Annotated in this window: 17 protein-coding genes and 1 pseudogene; 13 read left to right on the top strand and 5 right to left on the bottom strand. The window is 68.4% G+C overall.

Going from position 1 to position 19,530, the window contains the following annotated elements:
• Positions 1-190: 190 nt before the first annotated feature.
• The 11 genes from ACFVVK_RS01130 (at position 191) to nboR (ending at position 11,966) form a co-directional block, all read left to right on the top strand.
• Complete coding sequence (locus ACFVVK_RS01130; RefSeq protein WP_390262229.1) at positions 191-856, top strand: response regulator transcription factor; 666 nt, start codon at positions 191-193, stop codon at positions 854-856.
• A gap of 48 nt (positions 857-904) precedes the next feature.
• Entirely contained in the window at positions 905-2,458 is a 1,554-nt protein-coding gene (locus ACFVVK_RS01135) for a sensor histidine kinase (protein ID WP_390262232.1), read from the top strand.
• Positions 2,459-2,629: 171 nt separating this feature from the next.
• Positions 2,630-3,868, top strand: coding sequence for a glycosyltransferase family protein (locus ACFVVK_RS01140; protein ID WP_390262774.1), 1,239 nt, complete (start codon positions 2,630-2,632; stop codon positions 3,866-3,868).
• On the top strand, positions 3,855-5,075 hold the full coding sequence (locus ACFVVK_RS01145; RefSeq protein ID WP_390262235.1) for a glycosyltransferase: 1,221 nt from the start codon (positions 3,855-3,857) through the stop codon (positions 5,073-5,075). Before ACFVVK_RS01140 ends, ACFVVK_RS01145 begins: the two co-directional genes overlap by 14 nt.
• The gene (locus tag ACFVVK_RS01150; RefSeq protein WP_390262237.1) at positions 5,072-6,247 is read left to right on the top strand and encodes a glycosyltransferase family 4 protein; all 1,176 of its coding nucleotides are present in this window, start codon (positions 5,072-5,074) and stop codon (positions 6,245-6,247) included. The genes ACFVVK_RS01145 and ACFVVK_RS01150 overlap by 4 nt, the downstream gene beginning before the upstream one ends.
• Positions 6,244-8,130: an ABC transporter ATP-binding protein gene (locus tag ACFVVK_RS01155; RefSeq protein ID WP_390262240.1), complete on the top strand. Its 1,887-nt coding sequence runs from the start codon at positions 6,244-6,246 to the stop codon at positions 8,128-8,130. The genes ACFVVK_RS01150 and ACFVVK_RS01155 overlap by 4 nt, the downstream gene beginning before the upstream one ends.
• Before the next feature lie 103 nt (positions 8,131-8,233).
• Positions 8,234-9,364, top strand: coding sequence for a phosphotransferase (locus ACFVVK_RS01160; protein WP_390262242.1), 1,131 nt, complete (start codon positions 8,234-8,236; stop codon positions 9,362-9,364).
• A 258-nt stretch (positions 9,365-9,622) separates the two neighbouring features.
• Positions 9,623-10,459, top strand: coding sequence for an alpha/beta fold hydrolase (locus ACFVVK_RS01165; RefSeq protein WP_390262245.1), 837 nt, complete (start codon positions 9,623-9,625; stop codon positions 10,457-10,459).
• 50 nt (positions 10,460-10,509) lie between these two features.
• The gene (gene uraD, locus ACFVVK_RS01170) at positions 10,510-11,007 is read left to right on the top strand and encodes a 2-oxo-4-hydroxy-4-carboxy-5-ureidoimidazoline decarboxylase (protein ID WP_390262248.1); all 498 of its coding nucleotides are present in this window, start codon (positions 10,510-10,512) and stop codon (positions 11,005-11,007) included.
• On the top strand, positions 11,004-11,348 hold the full coding sequence (uraH, locus tag ACFVVK_RS01175) for a hydroxyisourate hydrolase (RefSeq protein ID WP_390262251.1): 345 nt from the start codon (positions 11,004-11,006) through the stop codon (positions 11,346-11,348). Before uraD ends, uraH begins: the two co-directional genes overlap by 4 nt.
• A 9-nt stretch (positions 11,349-11,357) precedes the next feature.
• Positions 11,358-11,966, top strand: coding sequence for a nicotine blue oxidoreductase (nboR, locus tag ACFVVK_RS01180; RefSeq protein WP_390262253.1), 609 nt, complete (start codon positions 11,358-11,360; stop codon positions 11,964-11,966).
• 26 nt (positions 11,967-11,992) lie between these two features.
• On the opposite strand, the gene ACFVVK_RS01185 is transcribed toward nboR, so the two are convergent.
• Positions 11,993-12,637: a uracil-DNA glycosylase gene (locus ACFVVK_RS01185; protein ID WP_390262256.1), complete on the bottom strand. Its 645-nt coding sequence runs from the start codon at positions 12,635-12,637 to the stop codon at positions 11,993-11,995.
• 86 nt (positions 12,638-12,723) lie between these two features.
• Here ACFVVK_RS01185 and ACFVVK_RS01190 point away from each other — a divergent pair, with 86 nt between their 5' ends.
• The gene (locus ACFVVK_RS01190) at positions 12,724-13,248 is read left to right on the top strand and encodes a DUF488 family protein (protein ID WP_390262258.1); all 525 of its coding nucleotides are present in this window, start codon (positions 12,724-12,726) and stop codon (positions 13,246-13,248) included.
• A 26-nt stretch (positions 13,249-13,274) separates the two neighbouring features.
• Here ACFVVK_RS01190 and ACFVVK_RS01195 read toward each other — a convergent pair whose 3' ends face one another.
• On the bottom strand, positions 13,275-14,258 hold the full coding sequence (locus tag ACFVVK_RS01195; RefSeq protein ID WP_390262261.1) for an aldo/keto reductase: 984 nt from the start codon (positions 14,256-14,258) through the stop codon (positions 13,275-13,277).
• A gap of 47 nt (positions 14,259-14,305) precedes the next feature.
• On the opposite strand from ACFVVK_RS01195, the pseudogene ACFVVK_RS01200 reads away from it, so the two are divergent.
• Positions 14,306-15,024 (top strand): annotated as a pseudogene (locus ACFVVK_RS01200) (ATP-binding cassette domain-containing protein).
• Positions 15,025-15,044: 20 nt separating this feature from the next.
• On the opposite strand, the gene ACFVVK_RS01205 reads toward ACFVVK_RS01200, so the two are convergent.
• The 3 genes from ACFVVK_RS01205 to ACFVVK_RS01215 all read right to left on the bottom strand — a co-directional run bounded on the left by ACFVVK_RS01205 (position 15,045) and on the right by ACFVVK_RS01215 (position 19,496).
• Positions 15,045-17,903, bottom strand: a complete 2,859-nt coding sequence (locus tag ACFVVK_RS01205; protein WP_390262263.1) for a molybdopterin-dependent oxidoreductase — start codon at positions 17,901-17,903, stop codon at positions 15,045-15,047.
• Complete coding sequence (locus ACFVVK_RS01210) at positions 17,900-18,916, bottom strand: FAD binding domain-containing protein (protein WP_390262266.1); 1,017 nt, start codon at positions 18,914-18,916, stop codon at positions 17,900-17,902. The genes ACFVVK_RS01205 and ACFVVK_RS01210 overlap by 4 nt, the downstream gene beginning before the upstream one ends.
• An 85-nt stretch (positions 18,917-19,001) precedes the next feature.
• Positions 19,002-19,496 (bottom strand): nucleoside deaminase, encoded by a 495-nt coding sequence (locus ACFVVK_RS01215; RefSeq protein WP_390262269.1) that lies wholly within the window; start codon positions 19,494-19,496, stop codon positions 19,002-19,004.
• Between the last annotated feature and the right edge of the window lie 34 nt (positions 19,497-19,530).

A 19,530-nucleotide genomic window follows, 5' to 3' on the forward strand; every position in this document is an offset into this window, starting at 1 on the left:
AGGTGGCGCGCGCCCCCTGACAGGGGCAGGATAGAAATTGGGATACCGCCCGCCGATTTTTACGGGCCCACACCACGGGGCCCGCAGCTGCCGGGGATTTTGGGGCCGATCGGGGCTGCTGGGGCCTCGGCGTCCCGCCCGGCTCACCTACCGGAGATGCCCCACCACTGGGCTTTTCCAGGGAGTCACCTTGATCCGCATCCTGATTGCAGAAGACGAAGAACGCATCTCCCGCTTCATCGAAAAGGGTTTGCGCGCCGCCGGCTTCGCCCCGACTGTGGTCGCCGACGGCGTCACCGCGGTGGACTACGGCTCCAGCGGCGAATTCGATCTTCTGCTCCTCGACATCGGACTCCCCCGCCTGGACGGTTTCGCTGTGCTGGCTGCGCTGCGCCACGGCCAGGTGGGCATCCCGGTCATCTTCCTCACGGCCCGCTCCTCCTCCGCCGACACCGTCGCGGCCCTGGAGGGCGGCGCCGACGACTATATCGTCAAGCCGTTCCGTTTTGAGGAACTCGTGGCCCGCATCCGGGCCCGGGTCCGCAAAGGGGACACCGGAGATGTGCTCGCCGGCAGCGTCATGCGCTACGGCCCCTTGGAGTTGAACCTGCTCACCCGCACCGTCAGCGTCGACGGCCGGATGGTGGAGCTCTCCGCACGCGAATTCGCCCTGGTGGAAATGTTCCTGCTGCATCCCGGACAGGTCCTGAGCCGCCAGCAGCTGCTCAGCCACGTCTGGGGCTACGACTTCGACGGCACGTCCAACGTGGTGGACGTGTACGTGCGCCAGTTGCGGCTGAAGATCGGCGCGGACCGCATCCTCACCACGCGCGGCGCCGGCTACCGCCTCGGCTAGGCGTCGGCAGGTACTGGCAAAGCAACAGCCCTCCGCCGGAAAGGAGACATGGTGCCCACCTCGGACGAACGGCCCGGTGGGGAAGGCCAGTCCGCTCCGGCCGGAACCTCCGCCGCGGCGGGCACCCAGGACCCGGCCGGCTGGGGCGCGAAAGTCCACTCGGTGCGGTTCCGGGTGGTGGCGGCCATGCTGGTGATGATGCTTGCCGGGCTCGTCACCGCGGGACTGGTGACCTTCGTGGTCCAGTTCCAGGAGTCCGATGCCAGGTTTGACCAGGCGCTTCTGGACCGGGCCAAAGCGGTGGTCAAGCTCGTCCAGACCGGCAAGAAGGCGTCCGGGGACTCCGCCGAAAGGACCCCCAGCAGCGCCCTCCACGAGGCCGCGGAAGATCTCGAGCCGCGCAGCAACGAGGTCATGGCCGGAATCGTGGACGGGCGCGTGGCATGGACCGTCGAAGGCAACCGGCACAGGACGCTCTTGAACGATGCAATGTTCGCCGACGCCGCCGGGATGCGGGATGCGGCCGGCGCGGCTTTCGGCGAGCTCGACGCCGCCGGCAGCCCTCTGCGGGCGGTCGTGGTACCCCTGAAGGGGACCACCGACGCCGCCGGGACTTTCCTCCTGGTCGGCAGGGACGCGGGCGATCAGCGCGAGCACAACATCGGCGCCGTGCGGACGTATTCGCTGGTGGCCCTCGGCACGCTCCTGGCGGCCGCGGTGATTGGCGGCATCGTGGCCGGCCGGTTGCTCAATCCGCTCCGCCGGCTGCGCGAGGCTTCCAGTGCGGTGAGCCCGGAGGACCTGACGCAGCGCGTGAAGGTGAGGAAGGGCGAGGATGACGTCACCCTGCTCGCCAAGACCTTCAACACCATGCTGGAACGGCTGGACGAGGGCGCGCAGCAGCAACAGCAGTTCCTGGACGACGCCGGGCATGAGCTGAGGACCCCGCTGACCATCCTCCGCGGGCACCTCGAACTGGAGACGGTCGATGACCCGGAGGACGTCATTGCCACACGGGAGGTGCTGCTGGACGAGGTGGACCGGATGCAGCGCCTTGTGGACGACCTCCTGCTGCTGGCCAACTCCGGCGACCCCGGCTTCATCCGGCGCGAGCCCGTCCGGATCCCGGAGCTTCTGGACCAGGTGATGGAGAAAGTGCACGTCCTGGCCGACCGCCATTGGAAGATCGATGAAAAAGCCGATTTCGTGGTGGACGCGGACCCGCAGCGCCTCACCCAGGCCCTGGTCCAGCTCGCCGCGAACGCCGTCAAGTACACCGATCCGTCCTCCACGATTGCGCTCGGCTCCAGGATCGAAGGTCCGACGGCGGCCGACGGCACCCCGGTGCCGGCGTCGGACACGCTCCTGCTGTGGGTGCGCGACGACGGCATCGGCATCGCGGCCGAGGACCAGCAGCGCATTTTCGAACGGTTCGGCCGGGCGCGCCCCGGCCGCGGCGAGGAGGGCTCAGGGCTGGGCCTGGCAATCGTCGCGGCCATCGCTCAGGCGCACGGCGGCATAGCCACCGTGGACTCGGCGTACGGCCACGGCGCCACCTTCCTGATCCGCATTCCGCTGCAGTCCGTCAGCGTCCGCGTCTGACCCTGAACGTTTGCTGTGTCTTGGATGAGAAATCCTTAATCTTCCCCTCATCCCGCCCTCACTCTTGGGGAGCAGTCTGGTTAGTGTCATCAGTCAGCGCCGGCACCGGAACAGTGCGATCGCACGCGTCTCCGGGGCACCGGGGGGCCGGGAGGATTTGCTGTGGAGCCAATGCGGATCGTGCTGTATTCACATGATTCGGTAGGGCTGGGACATGTGCGCCGGAACTTGGCGCTGGCCCATGCCCTGAGCAATCAGCTGCCGGGGCTTGTCGACCGCCCGGTCACCGGGATCCTCATCACGGGCACAGCCCTGGCACCGGCGTTCCAGTTGCCCGAGGGATGGGACTGGGTGCTCCTGCCGGGCGTGGCGAAGAGCGCTGACGGCTATCTGCCCCGGAATTTAGCGCTGTCCATGCAGGAGTTCGTGCCTCTTCGGGCCAGGCTGCTGCAGGCAACGCTGGCGGGCTTCCGCCCCCACCTGGTGATCGTGGACCGCCACGCCACGGGCGTGCACGGCGAACTCGAAAGAGCCTTGCGGCGCGCCCGTACCGCCGGGCCCGTGCGGGTGGTGCTCGGCCTCCGTGAGGTCCTGGACTCCCCCGCCGCTGCCCTTGCCGAATGGGCGCGGGTGGGCGGTCCCCGGGTGGTCAAGTCCCTGTTCGACGCCATCTGGGTCTACGGCGATCCCGCCGTCTACGATCCCGTGGCCGCCGGTGAAATACCCTTCGCCCTCCGCAAGCTCATCCGCTACACGGGCTATCTCGCCGAGGGGAGGCTCTCGGCCTCGGGGACCAGCTGCATGCCCGGCCCCTACTGCCTGACCACGGTCGGCGGCGGTTCGGACGGCTATGCCCTGGCCAGCGTCGCCGTCGTCGCGCCGGTCCCGAACGGCCTGGGGCACCTGGTGGTCGCCGGCCCGCAGATGCCCGCCGGGCAACTCGAGGACCTCCAGCGGCGGGCCCGCCCCGGCGTCAAGGTCGTGGCCTCGGTGGACGACATCGTGTTCCACCTCCGGCACGCAGGCGCCGTCGTCTCCATGGGCGGCTACAACACGGTGTGCGAGATCATGGGCACCCATGTCCCCGCGCTGATTGTGCCCCGCACGCAGTCGCGGGCCGAGCAGCGGATCCGGGCCGCGTCCCTGGCGGCGGCGGGGTATCTGGAGGAGCACGACGTCGGCACACTGACGCCGGAGTTCCTGGCGGACTGGCTGGCCTCGCGGTTCGGCACCGCTGTGGACCGCCGTCGCGCAGTGCTGGACGGGCTGGTCCGCGTTCCCCAACTGGCCGCCGAGCTGCTGCAGCCGCTGGCCGATGCCGAGCGGTCCGGTGCCGATCAGTCCGGCACTCGTCGTGAGCGCGCGGCAACCGTAGGGACCAAGGAAGGTGCCAGCCGTGTCGCCGTCTGAACCGGGGACAGCCTACGTCCTGAAGATGTACCCGCGTTTCTCCGAGACGTTCATTGTCTCGGAGATCCTGGCCCGCGAGGCGGCGGGCGACCGGATCGAGATATTCTCCCTCCTGCCCACGGACGACGCCCGGTTCCACCCCGAGCTCGCCCGGGTCCAGGCCCCGGTGACCTACATTGACCGCCCCATCAAGACGATCGCCCTGTGGGAGTCACTTCGGCTGGCCGAGGAGGCGGGGCTCACGGCCGCCCTGGGCCGGAATTTCGCCGAACTCGCCGCCGCCACGGCGGACGAAGCCGTCCAGGCCATCAACCTGGCCACCGCTTTGCAGGGCCGCAACATCCGGCACATGCACGTCCACTTCGCCTCGGGCGCCACGACGGTCGCCCGGCTGGCGTCCTTCATTACCGGCATCCCCTTCTCGTTTACGGCCCACGCGGTGGACATCTTCCATGAATCGGTCCAGGACGAGGATCTGCGGCTCAAGCTCGAGCAGGCCCACCACGCCGTGACCATCAGCCAGTACAACATGCGCTACCTGCGCCGCCGCTTCCCGGGCTCGACGTCACGGCTCCACCTGGTGCGCAACGGCCTGGAGCTGGAGCGCTTCCCTTACCGGGAGCCCCGCCCGCTCGGACCGACCCTGCGGATCGCGGCCATCGGCCGCCTGGTGGAAAAGAAAGGCTTCCAGCATCTGCTGCCCGCAGCCGCCGAACTGCTGGACCAGGGGGTCAAAATGGACCTCCGGATCGCCGGGACCGGGCTCATGGCCGAGGAGCTGGAAGCCAGCATCGGCCAGCTCCGACTCGGCGGGTACGTCCGCCTCCTCGGCCCCCAGACCCAGGACCAGGTCCACGAGCTGCTCCAGTCCGCCGATATCTTCGTGGCACCCTGCGTGGTGGGCGCCGACGGCAACGCGGACGGCATGCCCACGGTCCTGCTTGAGGCCATGGCCACCGGCGTCCCCTGCGTCAGCACGTCCGTCACCGGGATCCCCGAGGTGGTCCGGAACGGCTCCACCGGGGTCCTGGTCCGGCCCGGCAACTCGCACGCCCTCGCGCGCGGCATCCGCACGCTCGGCTCCCCCGCCATCGACCGGGCAGCCGTGTCCCGCAATGCCCGCGCCGTGATCGAAGAGAACTACGACGTCCACCGCCAGGCCGAGCTCCTGAGGTCCCTCTCCCGACCGGAAAGGAGAGTCGCATGACACGCGTGGCCTACCTCTGCGCCGACCCCGGCGTGCCCGTTTTCGGCACCAAGGGCTCCTCGGTGCACGTCCAGGAAATCGTCCGGGCGTGGCGCGAGACCGGCGCCGCCGTGACGGTCTACTGCACCCGGCTCGGGACCGAGCGGCCCAGCGATCTTGCCGATCTCGACGTCGTCGAAGTCAATCCGGAACCCGTCCCCGGCCCCGCGCGGGAACGGGCGGTCCAGGACGCCGCGCTGGGCCTGGCGGACGAGGTCCTGCGCAACGGCTGCGGGCTGTTCTACGAGCGCTATTCGCTGTTCAGCCCGGCCCTGTCAGTGGTGGCCCGGATTCTGGACGTGCCGTCGGTGCTTGAGGTGAATGCTCCGCTCATCGAAGAGCAACAGCGGTACCGCCAGTTGCTGGATGTGAAGAAGGCTGAGACGGTGTTCCGCCGCAACGCCGCCACGGCCGACGTCGTGGCTTGCGTCTCCGATCCCGTGGTGCGCTGGGTGCGGGCGCGGGTGCCGACCGCCAGGACCGTGCTGGCACAGAACGGCGTGAACGTCGACCGAATCCCGGGCCGCCGCCCCGGCCGCCGGAATCCGGACCACCTCACGGTCGGGTTTGTCGGAACCCTGAAGCCCTGGCACGGTGTTCCCGCCCTGTTGCACGGCGTCGCGCTCGCCAACCAGCAGACCGCCGACCCTAGCCTGCGCTGGCAGGTCCAGGTGGTGGGTGATGGGCCCGGCCGGAAGGACCTCGAACGCCTCGCCGAGTCCCTCGGCGTGCCGACGGTGTTCACCGGCGCCGTTGCGCCGGCAGCCGTGCCCGGCCTCCTGGCAGAATTCGACGCCGCCGCCGCCCCCTATCCCCCGGACGCACCCGGCCAGGACGATTACTTCTCTCCGTTGAAGGTCTTTGAGTACATGGCGGCCGCGCTGCCCGTGATCGCAAGCGCCGTGGGCCAGATCCCGTCCATCATCCAGGACGGCCGCACCGGCATCCTCGTCGCGCCCGGGAACCCCGCCGCACTCGCGGACGCCCTCATCCGGCTCGGCGAAGACCCGAACCTGCGGGACAGGCTGGGGCTCGAGGCCCGCAGCGACGCCGTGCAACGGTTCAGCTGGAGCGGTGTGCTGTCCCGGATCACCGAGGCGCTACCGCCGGCACGCAGACTGGCAACGAAATGAGCACCGCTGCCAGGCATTCGAGCCCCCGTGGCTGGCGAACACTGTGGGGAAGGATCGGAGCCACCGCACCGGCCGAACCCACTCCGATGCGCCGGACCCTGCGGTGCATCCGCCCGCATCTGCGCGGGCACAGGCTGCTCATCACCTGGGGATTCATTGCCATGGCCGTGGAAATCCTCTTCCGGCTACTTGAACCGTGGCCGGTGAAGATCGTCCTCGACTCCGTCTCACACTCACTCGGCGCCCATCTGCGCAAGTCCCCGCTCAGCGTGGAGGCAAGCGCCGAGGTGCTGCTTCTCTGCGCCGGCGCAATAGTTGTCATCAGCCTGATCCGGGCCGTGGCAAGCTACCTGTCCGCGATCTCGTTTGCCCTCGTGGGTACCCGCGTTTCCTCCGAATTGCGCGCCCGGACCTTCCGCCACCTCCAGAGCCTGTCGATGCGCCACCACAGCCGCGCCTCCACCGGCGACACGGTCCAACGGCTCGTCGGGGACGTGTCCCGGCTGCAGGACGTGGCCATCACCGCGGGGCTCCCGCTCATCGGCAACATCGTGTCCCTGGTCGCGATGATGATCATCATGCTTTGGCTCGATCCCTTTATCGCTCTGGTGACGTTCCTGTCCATCGGGATATTCATTGTCTTGTCCCGTAAGAGCTCGGGATCGATTACCACCGCTGCCCGCAAATCACGCAAGGGCGAAAGCGCCCTTGCCACCACAGCCGCACAGACCCTGGGAGCAATACGTGAAGTCCAGGCGTACGGACTCGAAGACACCCTCAGCTCGGGCTTCGGCAAGAGCAACCAGGCAGCGCTTGGCTCCGGGGTGGCCACGTTACGGTTGACCGCCAGCCTGCAACGGAAAACCGATGTCCTGACCGGAATCGCGACGGGGGTTGTCCTGGCTGCCGGTGGATGGAGGGTGATGCAACATGCGATGACCCCCGGAGATCTGACCGTTTTCCTGTTTTACCTGAAAACCGGGATGAGGCCGCTCAAGGATGTGGCCAGGTACACCAGCCGCATCGCCCGCGCGACGGCCTCCGGGGAACGGGTGGCGGACCTGCTCGAGGCCCAGAGTGATGTCCCCGAGTCACCGCACGCCGTCGCGCTCAAGAGCCCGCACCCGGACATCGTGTTCGACAACGTCTGGGCCGGCCACTTCGACGGGGCTTCGGTGCTCAAGGGGATCACCCTGACCATACCCGCGGGTCAACACTGCGCCGTGCTGGGGCCCTCCGGGGCCGGGAAGTCCACGCTGGCGTCCATGATCCTTCGGATGGTGGACCCCTGGGAGGGGAGCGTCAGCCTCGGCGGGGAGGACCTGCGGGATCTGACGATCGCTTCCGTGCGCGCACACGTCTCAATCCTGCTCCAAGACTCCGTGCTGTTCGGAACTTCGGTCCGGGAGAACATCCGGTTCGGCCGCCTCGATGCCACCGATGAGGAGATCGAAGCCGTGGCAGCCCTTGCCCAGGCCGACGGTTTCATCCGCGCACTGCCCGAGGGCTACGAAACTGTCCTCGGCGAGGCGGCCAATGATCTTTCCGGGGGCCAGCGTCAACGGCTGGCCGTAGCCCGCGCCATGCTCCGCAAGGCCCCCATCGTGATCCTGGACGAGGCGACGGCCGGGCTTGATCCGGCCTCCCGCGATTCGGTCCTCGATGCCCTGGACACACTCACGGAGGGCCGGACCTCCATCACGATTACCCATGATGTCAACTCGGCCCAATCGTGCGACCGGGTGGTGTGGCTCGAAGACGGCGAAATCCTCGAAGATGGGCCGCCGCAGTCATTGCTGGCCGCTCCGGGCTCCCGCTTTGCGGGCTGGGTCCATCGGCAGCAGAGCGGAGAACCCGGCGAACTGTTTAAGGTGCCGACATGAGCAGCGTCCTGCAGGGACAACGCGGGCTTGTCCAGCCCGGTTGTCTCCACGCCGACGTCGTTCTGGCTGTCGGCCCTATCCACCGAGCCCTGGAGTTGATCGCATGAGCTGGCACCCGCGGGTCCCGCGTTCCGCCGTCGACTCTTGCGGGCAAACCTGGCGTATCCACCGGGTGTGGCCGGACAGCACGGCAGGCGACTACATCTTGGAGGTCGTGGCGCCGGGGCAGGCCGGCGTCCGGGGAGGCATGCTGCGTGGCGGAGCGTTCGAGCTGTTGTCCGAGGACGATCCAGGGCTTCCGTCCCTGCGGGCCGAATCCCGGCGCGGGGAGCTGGTCTCCTACCGGCCGCACATGCGCGCCGTCGTCCGGACCGATGCTGGCTATATCAAGGTCTTCCCGCCCGGCGGTGCAATCGTGCCCGCGGAACGCTGCGCGCAGACCGAGATCCTCCTCGCCCCCGGGACTTTCACCGCACCCAGGGTTCTGCGGAACTCTCCGGACGTCATCGTCTTTAGCGCCGTTCCCGGCCAGCCCCTGGGGTATCTGGGCGACGACACCGCGGGTCTCAGTGATGAAGAGTTCGACCGACTGTGGGAGAGATGGCAGCACGCCTGGACCGCCCAGGTGGGTAGCTCCGCCGGGCACGCAGCCCTGGCCGCGCTGCCCGTCCATTCCCCGGAGGTGGAGGTCGCCGATCTGCGGCGCTGGGTGAACCGCTGGCTGCGGCACTATAACGACGTCCCGGAAGCCGCATCCCAACGCGCCACCCTGAGCGCACGGGCCGACGACGTGATCCGGAACCTGCTCCGGACCGCGCCGGATCCGCTGGTCTGGGCGCATGGGGACCTCCACGACAAGCAAATCCTTGCCGCCGACGGCCCCTCGCCGCTAGGCCTGCTGGATTTCGACGATACCGCCCAGGCCGAGGCCGCCCTGGATCTGGCGAACCTGGACGTTCACTTGGAACTGAGTGCCCGCATACCCTGCATTTCGCCGGACCGGTATCTGGCTGCCCACACGCGGATCCTGGCTGCCGCGGAAGAGCTGCACGTCAGCCCGGACCGGTTCCATGCTTATTCCGACGGCGCCTGGCTGCGGCTGGCCTGTTCCCCGTATCCCAATCGCTCGGCCAGGGCCCTGGCTGTGCTCGGCGAACGTGCCGCGCACATCTCACTCGGGTCCGGCTACAAGTCCGGCTTCGCAAGCGAGGCTATGGAATCCGGCGGCCGCTGACGTGGTCGAGGGGCTGGGCCCGGCAACACTCCGGGGCGGGGGTAGCGGCGCACCGCGCGATTGTTGAGGCGCTACCCCCGCCCCGGCCGCCGTCGAACTGGAAAATCTGCAACGTATGGTGGATGCGGCCCGATCTGGCCCGGACCAGTCCGGGAACACCCTGCCGGCAGCGGGCGTTACTTCCCTACGTGGGACCTGATCCGGGAGCACGCGCCGGCTTCACCCCGAACTGATCCGCCGTACCGAGAGGAACGCTTCATGGCTTACATCAAGGTTGGAACTGAAAACAGCACGGACGTCGAGCTCTACTACGAGGACCACGGGTCCGGACAGCCAGTAGTCCTGATTCACGGCTACCCCCTGGACGGCTCCTCCTGGGAGAAGCAGACCACGGCGCTGCTGTCCGCCGGCTACAGGGTCATCACGTACGACCGCCGCGGCTTCGGAAAGTCCAGCAAGCCCACCGACGGCTACGACTACGACACCTTCGCGGCGGACCTGAACGCCATCCTGACGACGCTGAACCTCAACGACGCCGTCTTAGTGGGCTTCTCCATGGGCACCGGCGAAGTTGGCCGCTACCTGGCAACCTACGGCTCCGCCCGCGTGGCGAAGGCCGCATTTCTCGCCTCGCTGGAACCCTACCTGCTGCAGGCGGAGGACAACCCCGAGGGCGTTCCGCAGCCGGTCTTCGACGGCCTGCTGGACGCCGTGACGGCGGACCGGTACGCCTTCTTCACCGACTTCTTCAAGAATTTCTACAACAGCGACACGTTCCTCGGCACCCCGCGGCTCAGCGAGGAAGTCATGCGCGCCGGCTGGAACCTCGCCGTTTCCGGCGGGCCCACGGCCTCGGTGGCCGCGCAGCCGACCTGGCTGACCGATTTCCGCGCCGACATCCCCAAGATCGACGTGCCGGCCCTGATCGTGCACGGGACCGCGGACAACATCCTCCCGATCGACGTCGCTGGCCGACGCTTCGCCAAGGCCCTGCCGGCCGCGGAGTATGTGGAAATCGACGGCGCCCCGCACGGCCTGCTGTGGACGCACGCCGCCGAGATCAACGAAATCCTGCTGCGGTTCCTTTCCAAGTAGGCCCCCAGCGCTGCCCGTGGATGCCCGCACTGTCCCATAAGATCTGGCACATGTTGTTGGAAGACTTTAATGCGGCCGGCCGCGCGGAAGCTGCGGCGGTATTGCGCCCTTGCCTGGACATTGAGCGGTGGATTGCCGAGATCCTCGACTCCCGGCCCTACGGCAGCCCCGGAAGCCTCCGGGACGCGGCAGTCCACGCGGCGGACCCCTTCACCGGCGACGAGGTGGCGGCCGCTCTCGCCCACCATCCCCGCATCGGCGAACGAGCCGCAGGAACCAGTAAGGAGGCCAGGCTCTCCCAGTCGGAGCAGGCAGCTCTCGGCGCTCCGGACCCTGCGGTCGCGGCAGCCACCGCCGAGGGAAACCGCGCCTACGAGGAGAAGTTCGGCCAGGTGTTCCTCATCCGCGCGGCCGGCCGCAGCCGGGAGGAGATCCTGGCCGCCCTCAACACCAGGCTCGCCCACACCCCCGAAGAGGAACAAGTGATCATCGGCCAGCAACTGCGCGAAATCGCGGTACTCCGACTCCAAGGACTGATCGGCGCATGAGCACATCCCACGTCACCACCCATGTCCTGGACACCGGCTCCGGTAAGCCCGCCGCGGGCGTCGCCGTCACCCTGGACATGCTCGACGACGGCGGACGTTGGGTCAGGATCGCGGCCGGCGCCACGGACGACGACGGGCGCATCAAGTCGCTGGGTCCCGACCGGCTGGCCTCCGGCACGTACCGGCTGGGCTTCGACACCGGAGCCTATTACGCGGCCGCCCGGACCGAGACCTTCTTTCCCGAAGTCACGCTCACCTTCGCGGTAGACGGTTCCCAGGCCCACTACCACGTGCCGCTCCTGCTGAGCCCCTTCGCGTACTCCACCTACCGCGGCAGCTGAGGCAGCCACATGAGCGACAGCGGACCACCACGCACGACGGCGGTGCTGCTTGCCGCGGGTGCCGGGACGCGGCTGGGACTCGGGCCCAAGGCGCTGCTCCCGTTCCACGGCCATACGCTGGTCGAAGTGCTCGCCGACGTACTGCTCGCCGGCGGCTGCCGGGAAGTGGTGACGGTACTCGGCGCGGAAGCGGAACGGGTCCGCGCCGCCACCGACCTCAGCCGGCACCGGGTCATCGAAAATCCGCACTGGGCCACCGGGATGGGGAGTTCGTTCCGTGCCGGTGTTGCCGCGGCGGACCCGGAGGACCATGTGCTCATCGCGCTGGTGGACCAGCCCGGCCTGACGCCGGCGACCGTCGAGCGGCTCATCGACGCCCACCGTCCGGGCCGCGTGACGGCGGCAGCCTACCGGGAGCCGGACGGACAACTGCGCCGCGGCCACCCGCTGCTGCTGGATGCCAGCCTCCGCGCCGCAGCAGCAGACGCGGCAACGGGCGATGCCGGGGCACGGGTGTTCCTGCAGGGCCGCCCGGACCTGGTCGACCTGGTGGACTGCAGCGACCTCTCCGGCGGCGAGGACCTCGACACCCCGGACCAGCTCGACCTTCTCCGCTGACCCCGCGTTGATATAGCCGCGCTGGTTTAGCCAGAGCGGAAAAACAGCTCCTGCAGGCCGAGCTTGAATTTGGCGCGGCCGCCATGGGCGGGATGCCTGATCTTCGGCGCGTCCAGTCCGCTCCGCTGCAGGCTGCGGTGCGCCACGTTACCCACCGCCACCACGGACTCGATGGGAAACAGCTCCGTCAACGACTGCCAAAACGGAGTTCCGAGGGCTGTTTCGGCGGATGTCGGAGTGCGGTTGGACATGGGCCGGCCTGGCGCATGGGTATGCCACGGGCAGGCGCTCCACAGCAGGGGAAGGAATTCCAGCTCGGCCAGCACCTCCCACATCACCGTCGCCGTCGGCTCGGACGCGACGCCCGCAGCCTCGGCCGGCAGCACATAGCCCTTCCCCGGCCCGAACAGCCCGAACCTGTTGGCCGGGCCTTCGAAAATGGTGCGGTTGGTGAACGGAACCCCTGTGATCCTCATGCCCCTGAAACCGGGGGCTTCGCCCACCAGCAGCACCTGCGGGGAGCGGTCCAGCATTTCCTGCAGGTAGATTTCCAGGTTCCGCCGGCGCTGCGCATTCCCCGGCACGGCATGGTTGAAGAAGTTGTTGCACTGGGGCCCGGTTTCCACCGAAGCGAGCCGGTCAATGAAGTCACTGATGGAGGATGAAGTCACGCGACGCCCGTTCCTTGGCAGCTCATACGGCAATCAGAATATAGCGGCCGCCCCCTAAACATTGCCGCCCCCTTTAGCATTGGGGCATGACGGACATGACCATCTTCACGATCGGGCACTCCACTCATCCCGTAGACGAATTCATCGGCATCCTGAAGGCCCACGGCATCAAGAAGCTCATCGATGTGCGCACCGTCCCGAAGTCGCGGCACAACCCGCAGTTCAACGGGGACGCCCTGGCGGCGAGCCTGCGTGCCAGCGGGATCACCTACCGGCGGATGGAATCCCTCGGCGGCCTGCGGCATGCCCGAAAAGACAGCCCGAACGGTGCCTGGCGGAACGCGTCGTTCCGGGGCTATGCGGACTATATGCAGACCGAGGAATTCTCAGCGGCCATCGACCAGCTGATAGAACGCGGACGGACCAATAATGCGGCGATCATGTGCGCGGAAGCCGTCCCGTGGCGGTGCCACCGCTCCCTGATCGGCGACGCGCTCCTGGCCCGGAACGTCGAAGTGCTGGACATCATGACGCACAAGTCCGCCAAACCCCACACCCGGACCTCCTTTGCCCGCGTTGACGGAAACCGGGTCTGGTATCCGGAAGACTAAGCAGCCGCGGCCAGCCTCAGGAGCAGCTACCAGCGCGGGTGGACGGACCCGCGGAAGTAGCGGTCGTAGATCTCCCGGACACCGACGTCGAACGTTGCGTCAATGCCGTTGACGGCAGCCGCGGCGGCGTTGGAGCGCGCCTGGTCCGCGTTCCGCGCGCCGGGGATCACCGTGCTGACCCCGTCCTGCGCCGCAATCCAGGCGATGGCCGCCTGGGCGGTGCTGACGCCGTCGGGCACCAGCTCCTCGAACTCGGCCACCGCCTTGAGGCCCTGACCGAAGTCGACGCCAGAGAACGTCTCTCCGACGTCGAACGCTGAGCCGGTGCGGTTGAAGTTCCGGTGGTCGTTCTCCGCGAAGGACGTGTCCTTCGTGTACTTGCCGGAGAGCAGCCCCGAGGCGAGCGGAACGCGGGCAATGATGCCCACCCCGGCAGCCTCTGCCGCCGGCAGCACCTCGTCCAGCGGCTTGAGCCGGAAGGCGTTGAGGATGATCTGCACGGTCGCCGTGCCTTCGTGGCGCAGGGCTTCGAGGGCTTCGTCTGTCCGTTCGACACTGACGCCGTAGTTCCGGATGGCCCCCTCGGCCACGAGTGTGTCCAGCGCGTCGTAGACCTCGGCGTTGCTGTAGACGGCGGTCGGCGGGCAGTGCAGCTGGACCAGATCCAGCTCTTCGACGCCCAGGTTGCGCCGCGACCGGTCCGTCCACTCGCGGAAGTTGGCAAGGTTGTAGTTTTCCGGCCGCTGCTCCGCCCGGCGGCCCATCTTGGTGGCCACCGTGATGTCCAGGCCGGGGTTATCCGCCAGGAACGCTCCGATGGCCTGCTCGCTGCGACCATCACCATAGACGTCCGCGGTGTCGAAGAACGTGACGCCCGCTTCCACGGATGCCGCCAGGATGGCCCGAGCCGCTGCCTGGTCCACGTTGCCCCAGTCCGCGCCGAGCTGCCATGTCCCCAGGCCAACGACAGAGACGTTGCGTGCGGTCTTGCCCAAGATTCGCTTTTCCATCATCCGACTATAAGACCCTCCTAGAGCACGCCTGCAACAATGTGCGTATGCCTCTCCACCACCACCCCGTCCGACGGCTGTCAGAGGATCCGAAGAATGTATTGGACCGGGGTCAATGGCCGGCTGCACTGCCGCCTATAGCCCAGGTGCTCGACCAAGGCCTTGATCTGACGCCCGCAACCGTCCTCGTCGGTGAAAACGGATCGGGGAAATCCACCCTCGTGGAAGCGATCGCTCTGGCTTACGGTTTGTCCCCAGAGGGCGGATCAACGGGCGCGCGTCACACCACGAGGTCCACCGAATCGGTGCTCGCGAATCATCTGCAGTTGGTCAGGAATGCGGGAGCAACCAGACGAGGGTACTTTTTGCGGGCTGAAACCATGCACGGTTCTTCACCTACCTCGAGAAAAACCCCAGCAGGTCCGGTGATATCGCGTTTCACGACATGTCCCACGGCGAGTCGTTTTTGCAGTTGGCCGTAGACCGATTCCGAGGACACGGGCTGTGGGTGCTCGACGAGCCGGAGTCAGCTTTGTCCTTCACCGGGTGCCTTACCCTTCTTGCTGTCCTGAAGGAACTTCTGGCCACCGGCGACTCACAGGTCATCATGTCCACGCACTCACCGGTTCTGGCCGCGCTGCCTGGCGCTCAGATCCTGGAAGTCGGGCCCTGGGGTCTGCGGCCGCAGGTTTGGGAGGACCTAGATCTGGTCACGAACTGGAGGTCGTTCTTGGATTCCCCCGAGCGGTACCTCCGGCACATTTAGTTGCGCTTACTCCGTGAAATTCACGTTTTGTTGTTTTGGACGGGAGGGGTCAGGCCGGCTTCCTTCAGGCCCAGATAGATCCTGTCGCGGGTGATGGGCAGCTGGGAGAACCTCACGCCGGTGGCGTTCCGGATGGCGTTGGCGAGCGCCGGGGCCACCGGGTTGAACGGGCTTTCGCTCATGGATTTGGCCCCAAGGGGTCCCAGCTTGTCGCTGGTGTCGGCGAAGTACACCTCACTGCGCGGCACGTCCGCGAAGGTGGGGATGTGGTACTGCCGCAGGATGTCCGTGGTGACGCGGCCGGCGTCGTCCACCCTGACCTCCTCGTACAGCGCGGCGCCGAGGGCCTGCGCGATGCCGCCCTCGATCTGGCCGCGGCACTGGCGCGGGTTGACCACCACGCCGGCGTCGGCCGCCTGCACGCTTTGCAGGATCCGCAGCTCCCCTGTGCCGGTATTGACGGCCACGCGGAACCCCTGGACGTTGAACGCGACCGAACGCGGCGTGCCGCCCCAATGCCCCTCGGCGGCGAGTTCGACGCCGGCCTGCCGGGCGGCGTCGTAGAGTTCCGCCAGCGGCACCCGGGTTCCGTCGCAGATGACCGCGTCATCCTCCAGGATGCACGCGGAGGCCTGGGTCTGCCAGATGCCGGCGGCGAACGCACGGATCCGGACGGCCAGGTCCGTGGCCGCAGCCAGGGTCGCCTTGCCCGCCACCACCGTGCCGGAAGATCCGAACGCGCCGGAATCGTGGACCACAAGGTCCGTATCCGACTGGCGGACCGTGATCCGGCCCGCCGTGGTGGACAGTGCGGTGGCCGCGAGCTGGGCGTGGACAGTGGTGGTGCCGTTGCCGAATTCGGCCGTCCCGACGTCGGCGGCGTACGTCCCGTCCGGCAGGAGCCGGAGCCAGGAGTGGGCAAAGTGGCCGCGGGGCGGGACGGTGTCGATCATGGACAGGGCCGTCCCCTCACCGATGACCCAGTCCGGGCCCGGGCTGTCGAGGCCCGCCGCGCGGCAGCGTTCCAGGCCGCGGGCCAGGGCATCCTCTACCAGCTTGGTGCACTGGTCCAGTCCGTAGCTGCCGTAGTGGACGTCCTCCTGGGGCTCGTCCCGGGTGGAAAGCATGCTGTCGCCCTCGCGGACCATGTTGCGCCGGCGGAATTCCAGGGGGTCCATGCCGATCCCGGTTGCGAGCTCATCGATGCCGGATTCGATGGCGAAGATCATCTGGCTCAGTCCATAGCCGCGGAAGGCGCCGGCCGGCACCGTGTTGGTGTACACGGCGTGAGCGTCCACCTTCTTGTTCTCGCACCGGTAGACCCCCAGCGACTCGCCGCAGCCGTGGAACATGACCCCGGGCGCATGGTTGCCGTAGGCGCCGGTGTTCGTGAGTACCTCCAGCTGGAGCGCGGTCAGCCGGCCGTCGCGGCTGGCGCCGGCCTTGAGGTGGATGGTGAACGGGTGCCGGGTGGTAGCGGCTGTGAACTGTTCGGTCCGGGTGAATTCCAGCTGGACAGGGCGGTTGAGCTTCAGCGCGGCCAGCGCCACGACATCCTCGGTGAGGACCTCCTGCTTGCCGCCGAATCCGCCGCCCACGCGGCCGGCGACCACACGGATCTGCTCTTCCGGCAGGCCGAAGACCCGGCCCAGGGTCCGCCGCACCAGGAACGGGACCTGGCTGGAGGTGCGGATCTGCAGCCGCCCGTCACTGTCGAAGGAGGCGATGGACCCGTGGGTTTCGAGCGCGGTGTGCTGCACACGCTGGGTCCGATAGGTGTGCTCGTGGATGAAGTCCGCCGCGGCGAACCCGGCGGCCACATCGCCGAGTTCGGAATGTAGTTCCGCCACGATGTTCCGCTCCGGCCGGCTGATGCGGGCCGTGACGGCGTCCTTGTCCCCGTGGAGGGCGGGGGCACCGGACAGCATGGCGTTCTCCGGGGTGAAGACGGCGTCCAGCAGTTCGTAGTCGACCCTTAACGCACGCGCGCCGGCTTCCGCCGCGGCCACGGTATCGGCGACGACGGCGGCGACCCGCTGGCCGATGAACCGCACGACGTCGTCGAACACCCGGGTGTCGTCCGGGTCGTCCGTATGGAGTTCGTGCTGGGCCGTGGAGAACAGCTGCGCCGGGGAGTCCTCGTGCGTGAAGACCGCCTCGACGCCGGGAACCGCCAATGCGGCCGCGGCGTCGATCGAGCGGATCCGGGCGTGGGCATGCGGAGAGCGCAGGAGCTTCACGTGCAGCAGCCCGGGGAGTTCGCCGGCCGGGACGTCCAGGGTGTAGCGGGCTCGTCCCGTGACGACGGCGAGGCTGGCGGGTGCGGGGACGTCGTCGCCGAGCTGGCCGGTGCGCGGAACGGGCTGCGCACCGGCCTGGCCAACATCCGCGACCCCGGGTCCCGCCGCGGCGGCGTCCGGATGCCCTTCCTCGCCGCGGACGGCGTCCTCGATCGCCGCGTACCCCGTGCACCGGCACAGGTTGCCCTTGAGGTTGCGGGGCAGGTTCGCCCGCTGCTCGTCATCGAAGGTCGCGGCGGTCATCACCATGCCGGCCGTGCAGAAACCGCACTGGAAACCCTGCCGGTCCAGGAACTGCTGCTGCATCGGGTGAAGCTCGGCGCCGCCGGCGGTGCTGGCCAGCCCCTCCACCGTGGTGACTGCCCGGCCCGCCGCGCGGACGGCCGGGAAGATGCAGCTGTGCACCGGCACGCCGTCCACGTGCACCGTGCACGCGCCGCAGTCGCCGGCATCGCAGCCCTTCTTCACGCCAAGATTCCCCTGCTCGCGCAGGAACGTCCGCAGGCACTGCCCAGGCCGCGGTTCGGCCTGCGCCGGGACGCCGTTGATCTCGATTGCACCGTTGAACTCGACGGTCATTCAGGCCCCTTCGTTCGGGGAGATGGCGGTCGGGGAGATGGCGTCCGGGCACCGGCCTCCGCCGCACGGACCCCCGCCGCACCGGCCTCCGCGGCACGGGCGGCCGGTGGCCAGGCCCGCGGCGGCCAGAAGTCACCGGAGACGGGTGCCGGACCGGCGCCTGCCAGGGCGGTCAGCTCAGCCCGGATTTCCTGGGCCAGCCGGTACGTCATGTCCTTGCGCCAGGCGGGCAGGCCATGGACGTCGTCGTGGTACAACGGATCCGGGATGGCCGCGTCCAGCGCCGCCGAGAGCGCGTCGGCGAGCGCCGCCTGGGAGGACTTCAGACGCAGCTGCACGGGGCGCTTCGTGGCAGCGGTGATGGTCAGGACCATGCTGGCGTCGGCGTCGAGCCTTCCGATCAGCAGCACCGCCGACCTGCCCAGATGACTCAGCGACAACCGGCGGAAGGCCACCCGGGAGGACAGGGCCGACGCCGGCAGGTTCACGCTGCGCATGAGCTCGCCGGGAACGAGGCAGTTGGTCCCGTCCCCCGTGACGAGATCCAGCACGGGAATCGTGCGGGTGGCGCCGCTTGGTCCCAGGAGGGTGGCGGTGCCGTCGAGCGCGGCGCAGAGCGAGATCATGGGCCCGGCCGGCAGCGAGGTGCACAGGTTCCCGCCCACCGTGGACATGTTCCAGACCTTGAACGATGCCACGAAGGAGTCGCAGCAGGGGCGGACGAGCTCCAGCCCGGGCCACTCCCCGGCCCGGTCCCGGCCGGCTTCCGAGTCCGGGAACGCGTACAGCTGGGCGATGGTGCAGGTGGCCGCTAGCTCGATGCCCGCGGCCGAGACCGCCAGGGGTGCCCAGTCCGCGGAGCCCAGGTCCAGCAGACGCCGCGGCGCCTCCTTTCCAAACGCGGCGCCACCGTAAGAGAAAAGCACGGTTCCCCCGGCGAGCCAGGCGTCGCCCTCGCGCCACTGGGCCGGGTCAGCGGTGCGGACCACCTCTTCGACGGTGTTCAGGTCCATGAGGCCTCCTGGCGCTGTCCGGACTCGGCCGGCCGCCAGGTGCCAGGGAGCTGGAGCAGATCCACCATGGCCGCAGTCCCCGGCGCTAGTACTTGGTCCGGGACTCGAGCGAGTTCCAGGCGTTGAAGGGATCCAGGACCCCGAGGGCTTCGGGCCCTGTCAGCTCCAGCCTGCCGACCGGCATGAGCGCCTCGCGCTGGTCATTTTCGAAGTATCCATAGAAGACGGCGTCGTCGAACCCTGCGGACGCGGCATCGTGCCGGTCCGCGGCGAACACCACGCGCGCCACCCGTGCCCACAGCGCCGATGCCAGGCACATGGGGCACGGCTCGCAGCTCGCGTAGAGCGTGGCTCCGCTCAGATCAAAGGTGCCGAGTTCGCTGCACGCCCGCCGGATGGCCGTGACCTCGGCGTGCGCGGTGGGATCGTTGGTGGCGGTGACGCGGTTGACGCCGTCGAACGCTTGGCCGTCCGCGGTGACCAGCACTGCGCCGAACGGGCCGCCGCCATTCGAGACGTTGGCCGTGGCCAGCTCGATGGACCGCGCCAGGTACTTCCGGGCAGTGTCGGATGTAGTCATGCTGCGACTCCCTTGCTGCGGAAGCCGGTTCACC

The organism is Arthrobacter sp. NPDC058192 (assembly GCF_042883665.1).
Taxonomy (GTDB): Bacteria; Actinomycetota; Actinomycetes; order Actinomycetales; family Micrococcaceae; genus Arthrobacter.

Coding starts and splice junctions, on each gene's coding strand:
- ACFVVK_RS01215 (WP_390262269.1), bottom strand. CDS start 19,496: ATGACTACATCCGACACTGCCCGGAAGTACCTGGCGCGGTCCATCGAG.
- ACFVVK_RS01195 (WP_390262261.1), bottom strand. CDS start 14,258: ATGGAAAAGCGAATCTTGGGCAAGACCGCACGCAACGTCTCTGTCGTT.
- ACFVVK_RS01210 (WP_390262266.1), bottom strand. CDS start 18,916: ATGGACCTGAACACCGTCGAAGAGGTGGTCCGCACCGCTGACCCGGCC.
- ACFVVK_RS01165 (WP_390262245.1), top strand. CDS start 9,623: ATGGCTTACATCAAGGTTGGAACTGAAAACAGCACGGACGTCGAGCTC.
- ACFVVK_RS01140 (WP_390262774.1), top strand. CDS start 2,630: ATGCGGATCGTGCTGTATTCACATGATTCGGTAGGGCTGGGACATGTG.
- ACFVVK_RS01160 (WP_390262242.1), top strand. CDS start 8,234: ATGAGCTGGCACCCGCGGGTCCCGCGTTCCGCCGTCGACTCTTGCGGG.
- ACFVVK_RS01135 (WP_390262232.1), top strand. CDS start 905: ATGGTGCCCACCTCGGACGAACGGCCCGGTGGGGAAGGCCAGTCCGCT.
- ACFVVK_RS01205 (WP_390262263.1), bottom strand. CDS start 17,903: ATGACCGTCGAGTTCAACGGTGCAATCGAGATCAACGGCGTCCCGGCG.
- nboR (WP_390262253.1), top strand. CDS start 11,358: ATGAGCGACAGCGGACCACCACGCACGACGGCGGTGCTGCTTGCCGCG.
- ACFVVK_RS01190 (WP_390262258.1), top strand. CDS start 12,724: ATGACGGACATGACCATCTTCACGATCGGGCACTCCACTCATCCCGTA.
- ACFVVK_RS01155 (WP_390262240.1), top strand. CDS start 6,244: ATGAGCACCGCTGCCAGGCATTCGAGCCCCCGTGGCTGGCGAACACTG.
- uraD (WP_390262248.1), top strand. CDS start 10,510: ATGTTGTTGGAAGACTTTAATGCGGCCGGCCGCGCGGAAGCTGCGGCG.
- ACFVVK_RS01150 (WP_390262237.1), top strand. CDS start 5,072: ATGACACGCGTGGCCTACCTCTGCGCCGACCCCGGCGTGCCCGTTTTC.
- uraH (WP_390262251.1), top strand. CDS start 11,004: ATGAGCACATCCCACGTCACCACCCATGTCCTGGACACCGGCTCCGGT.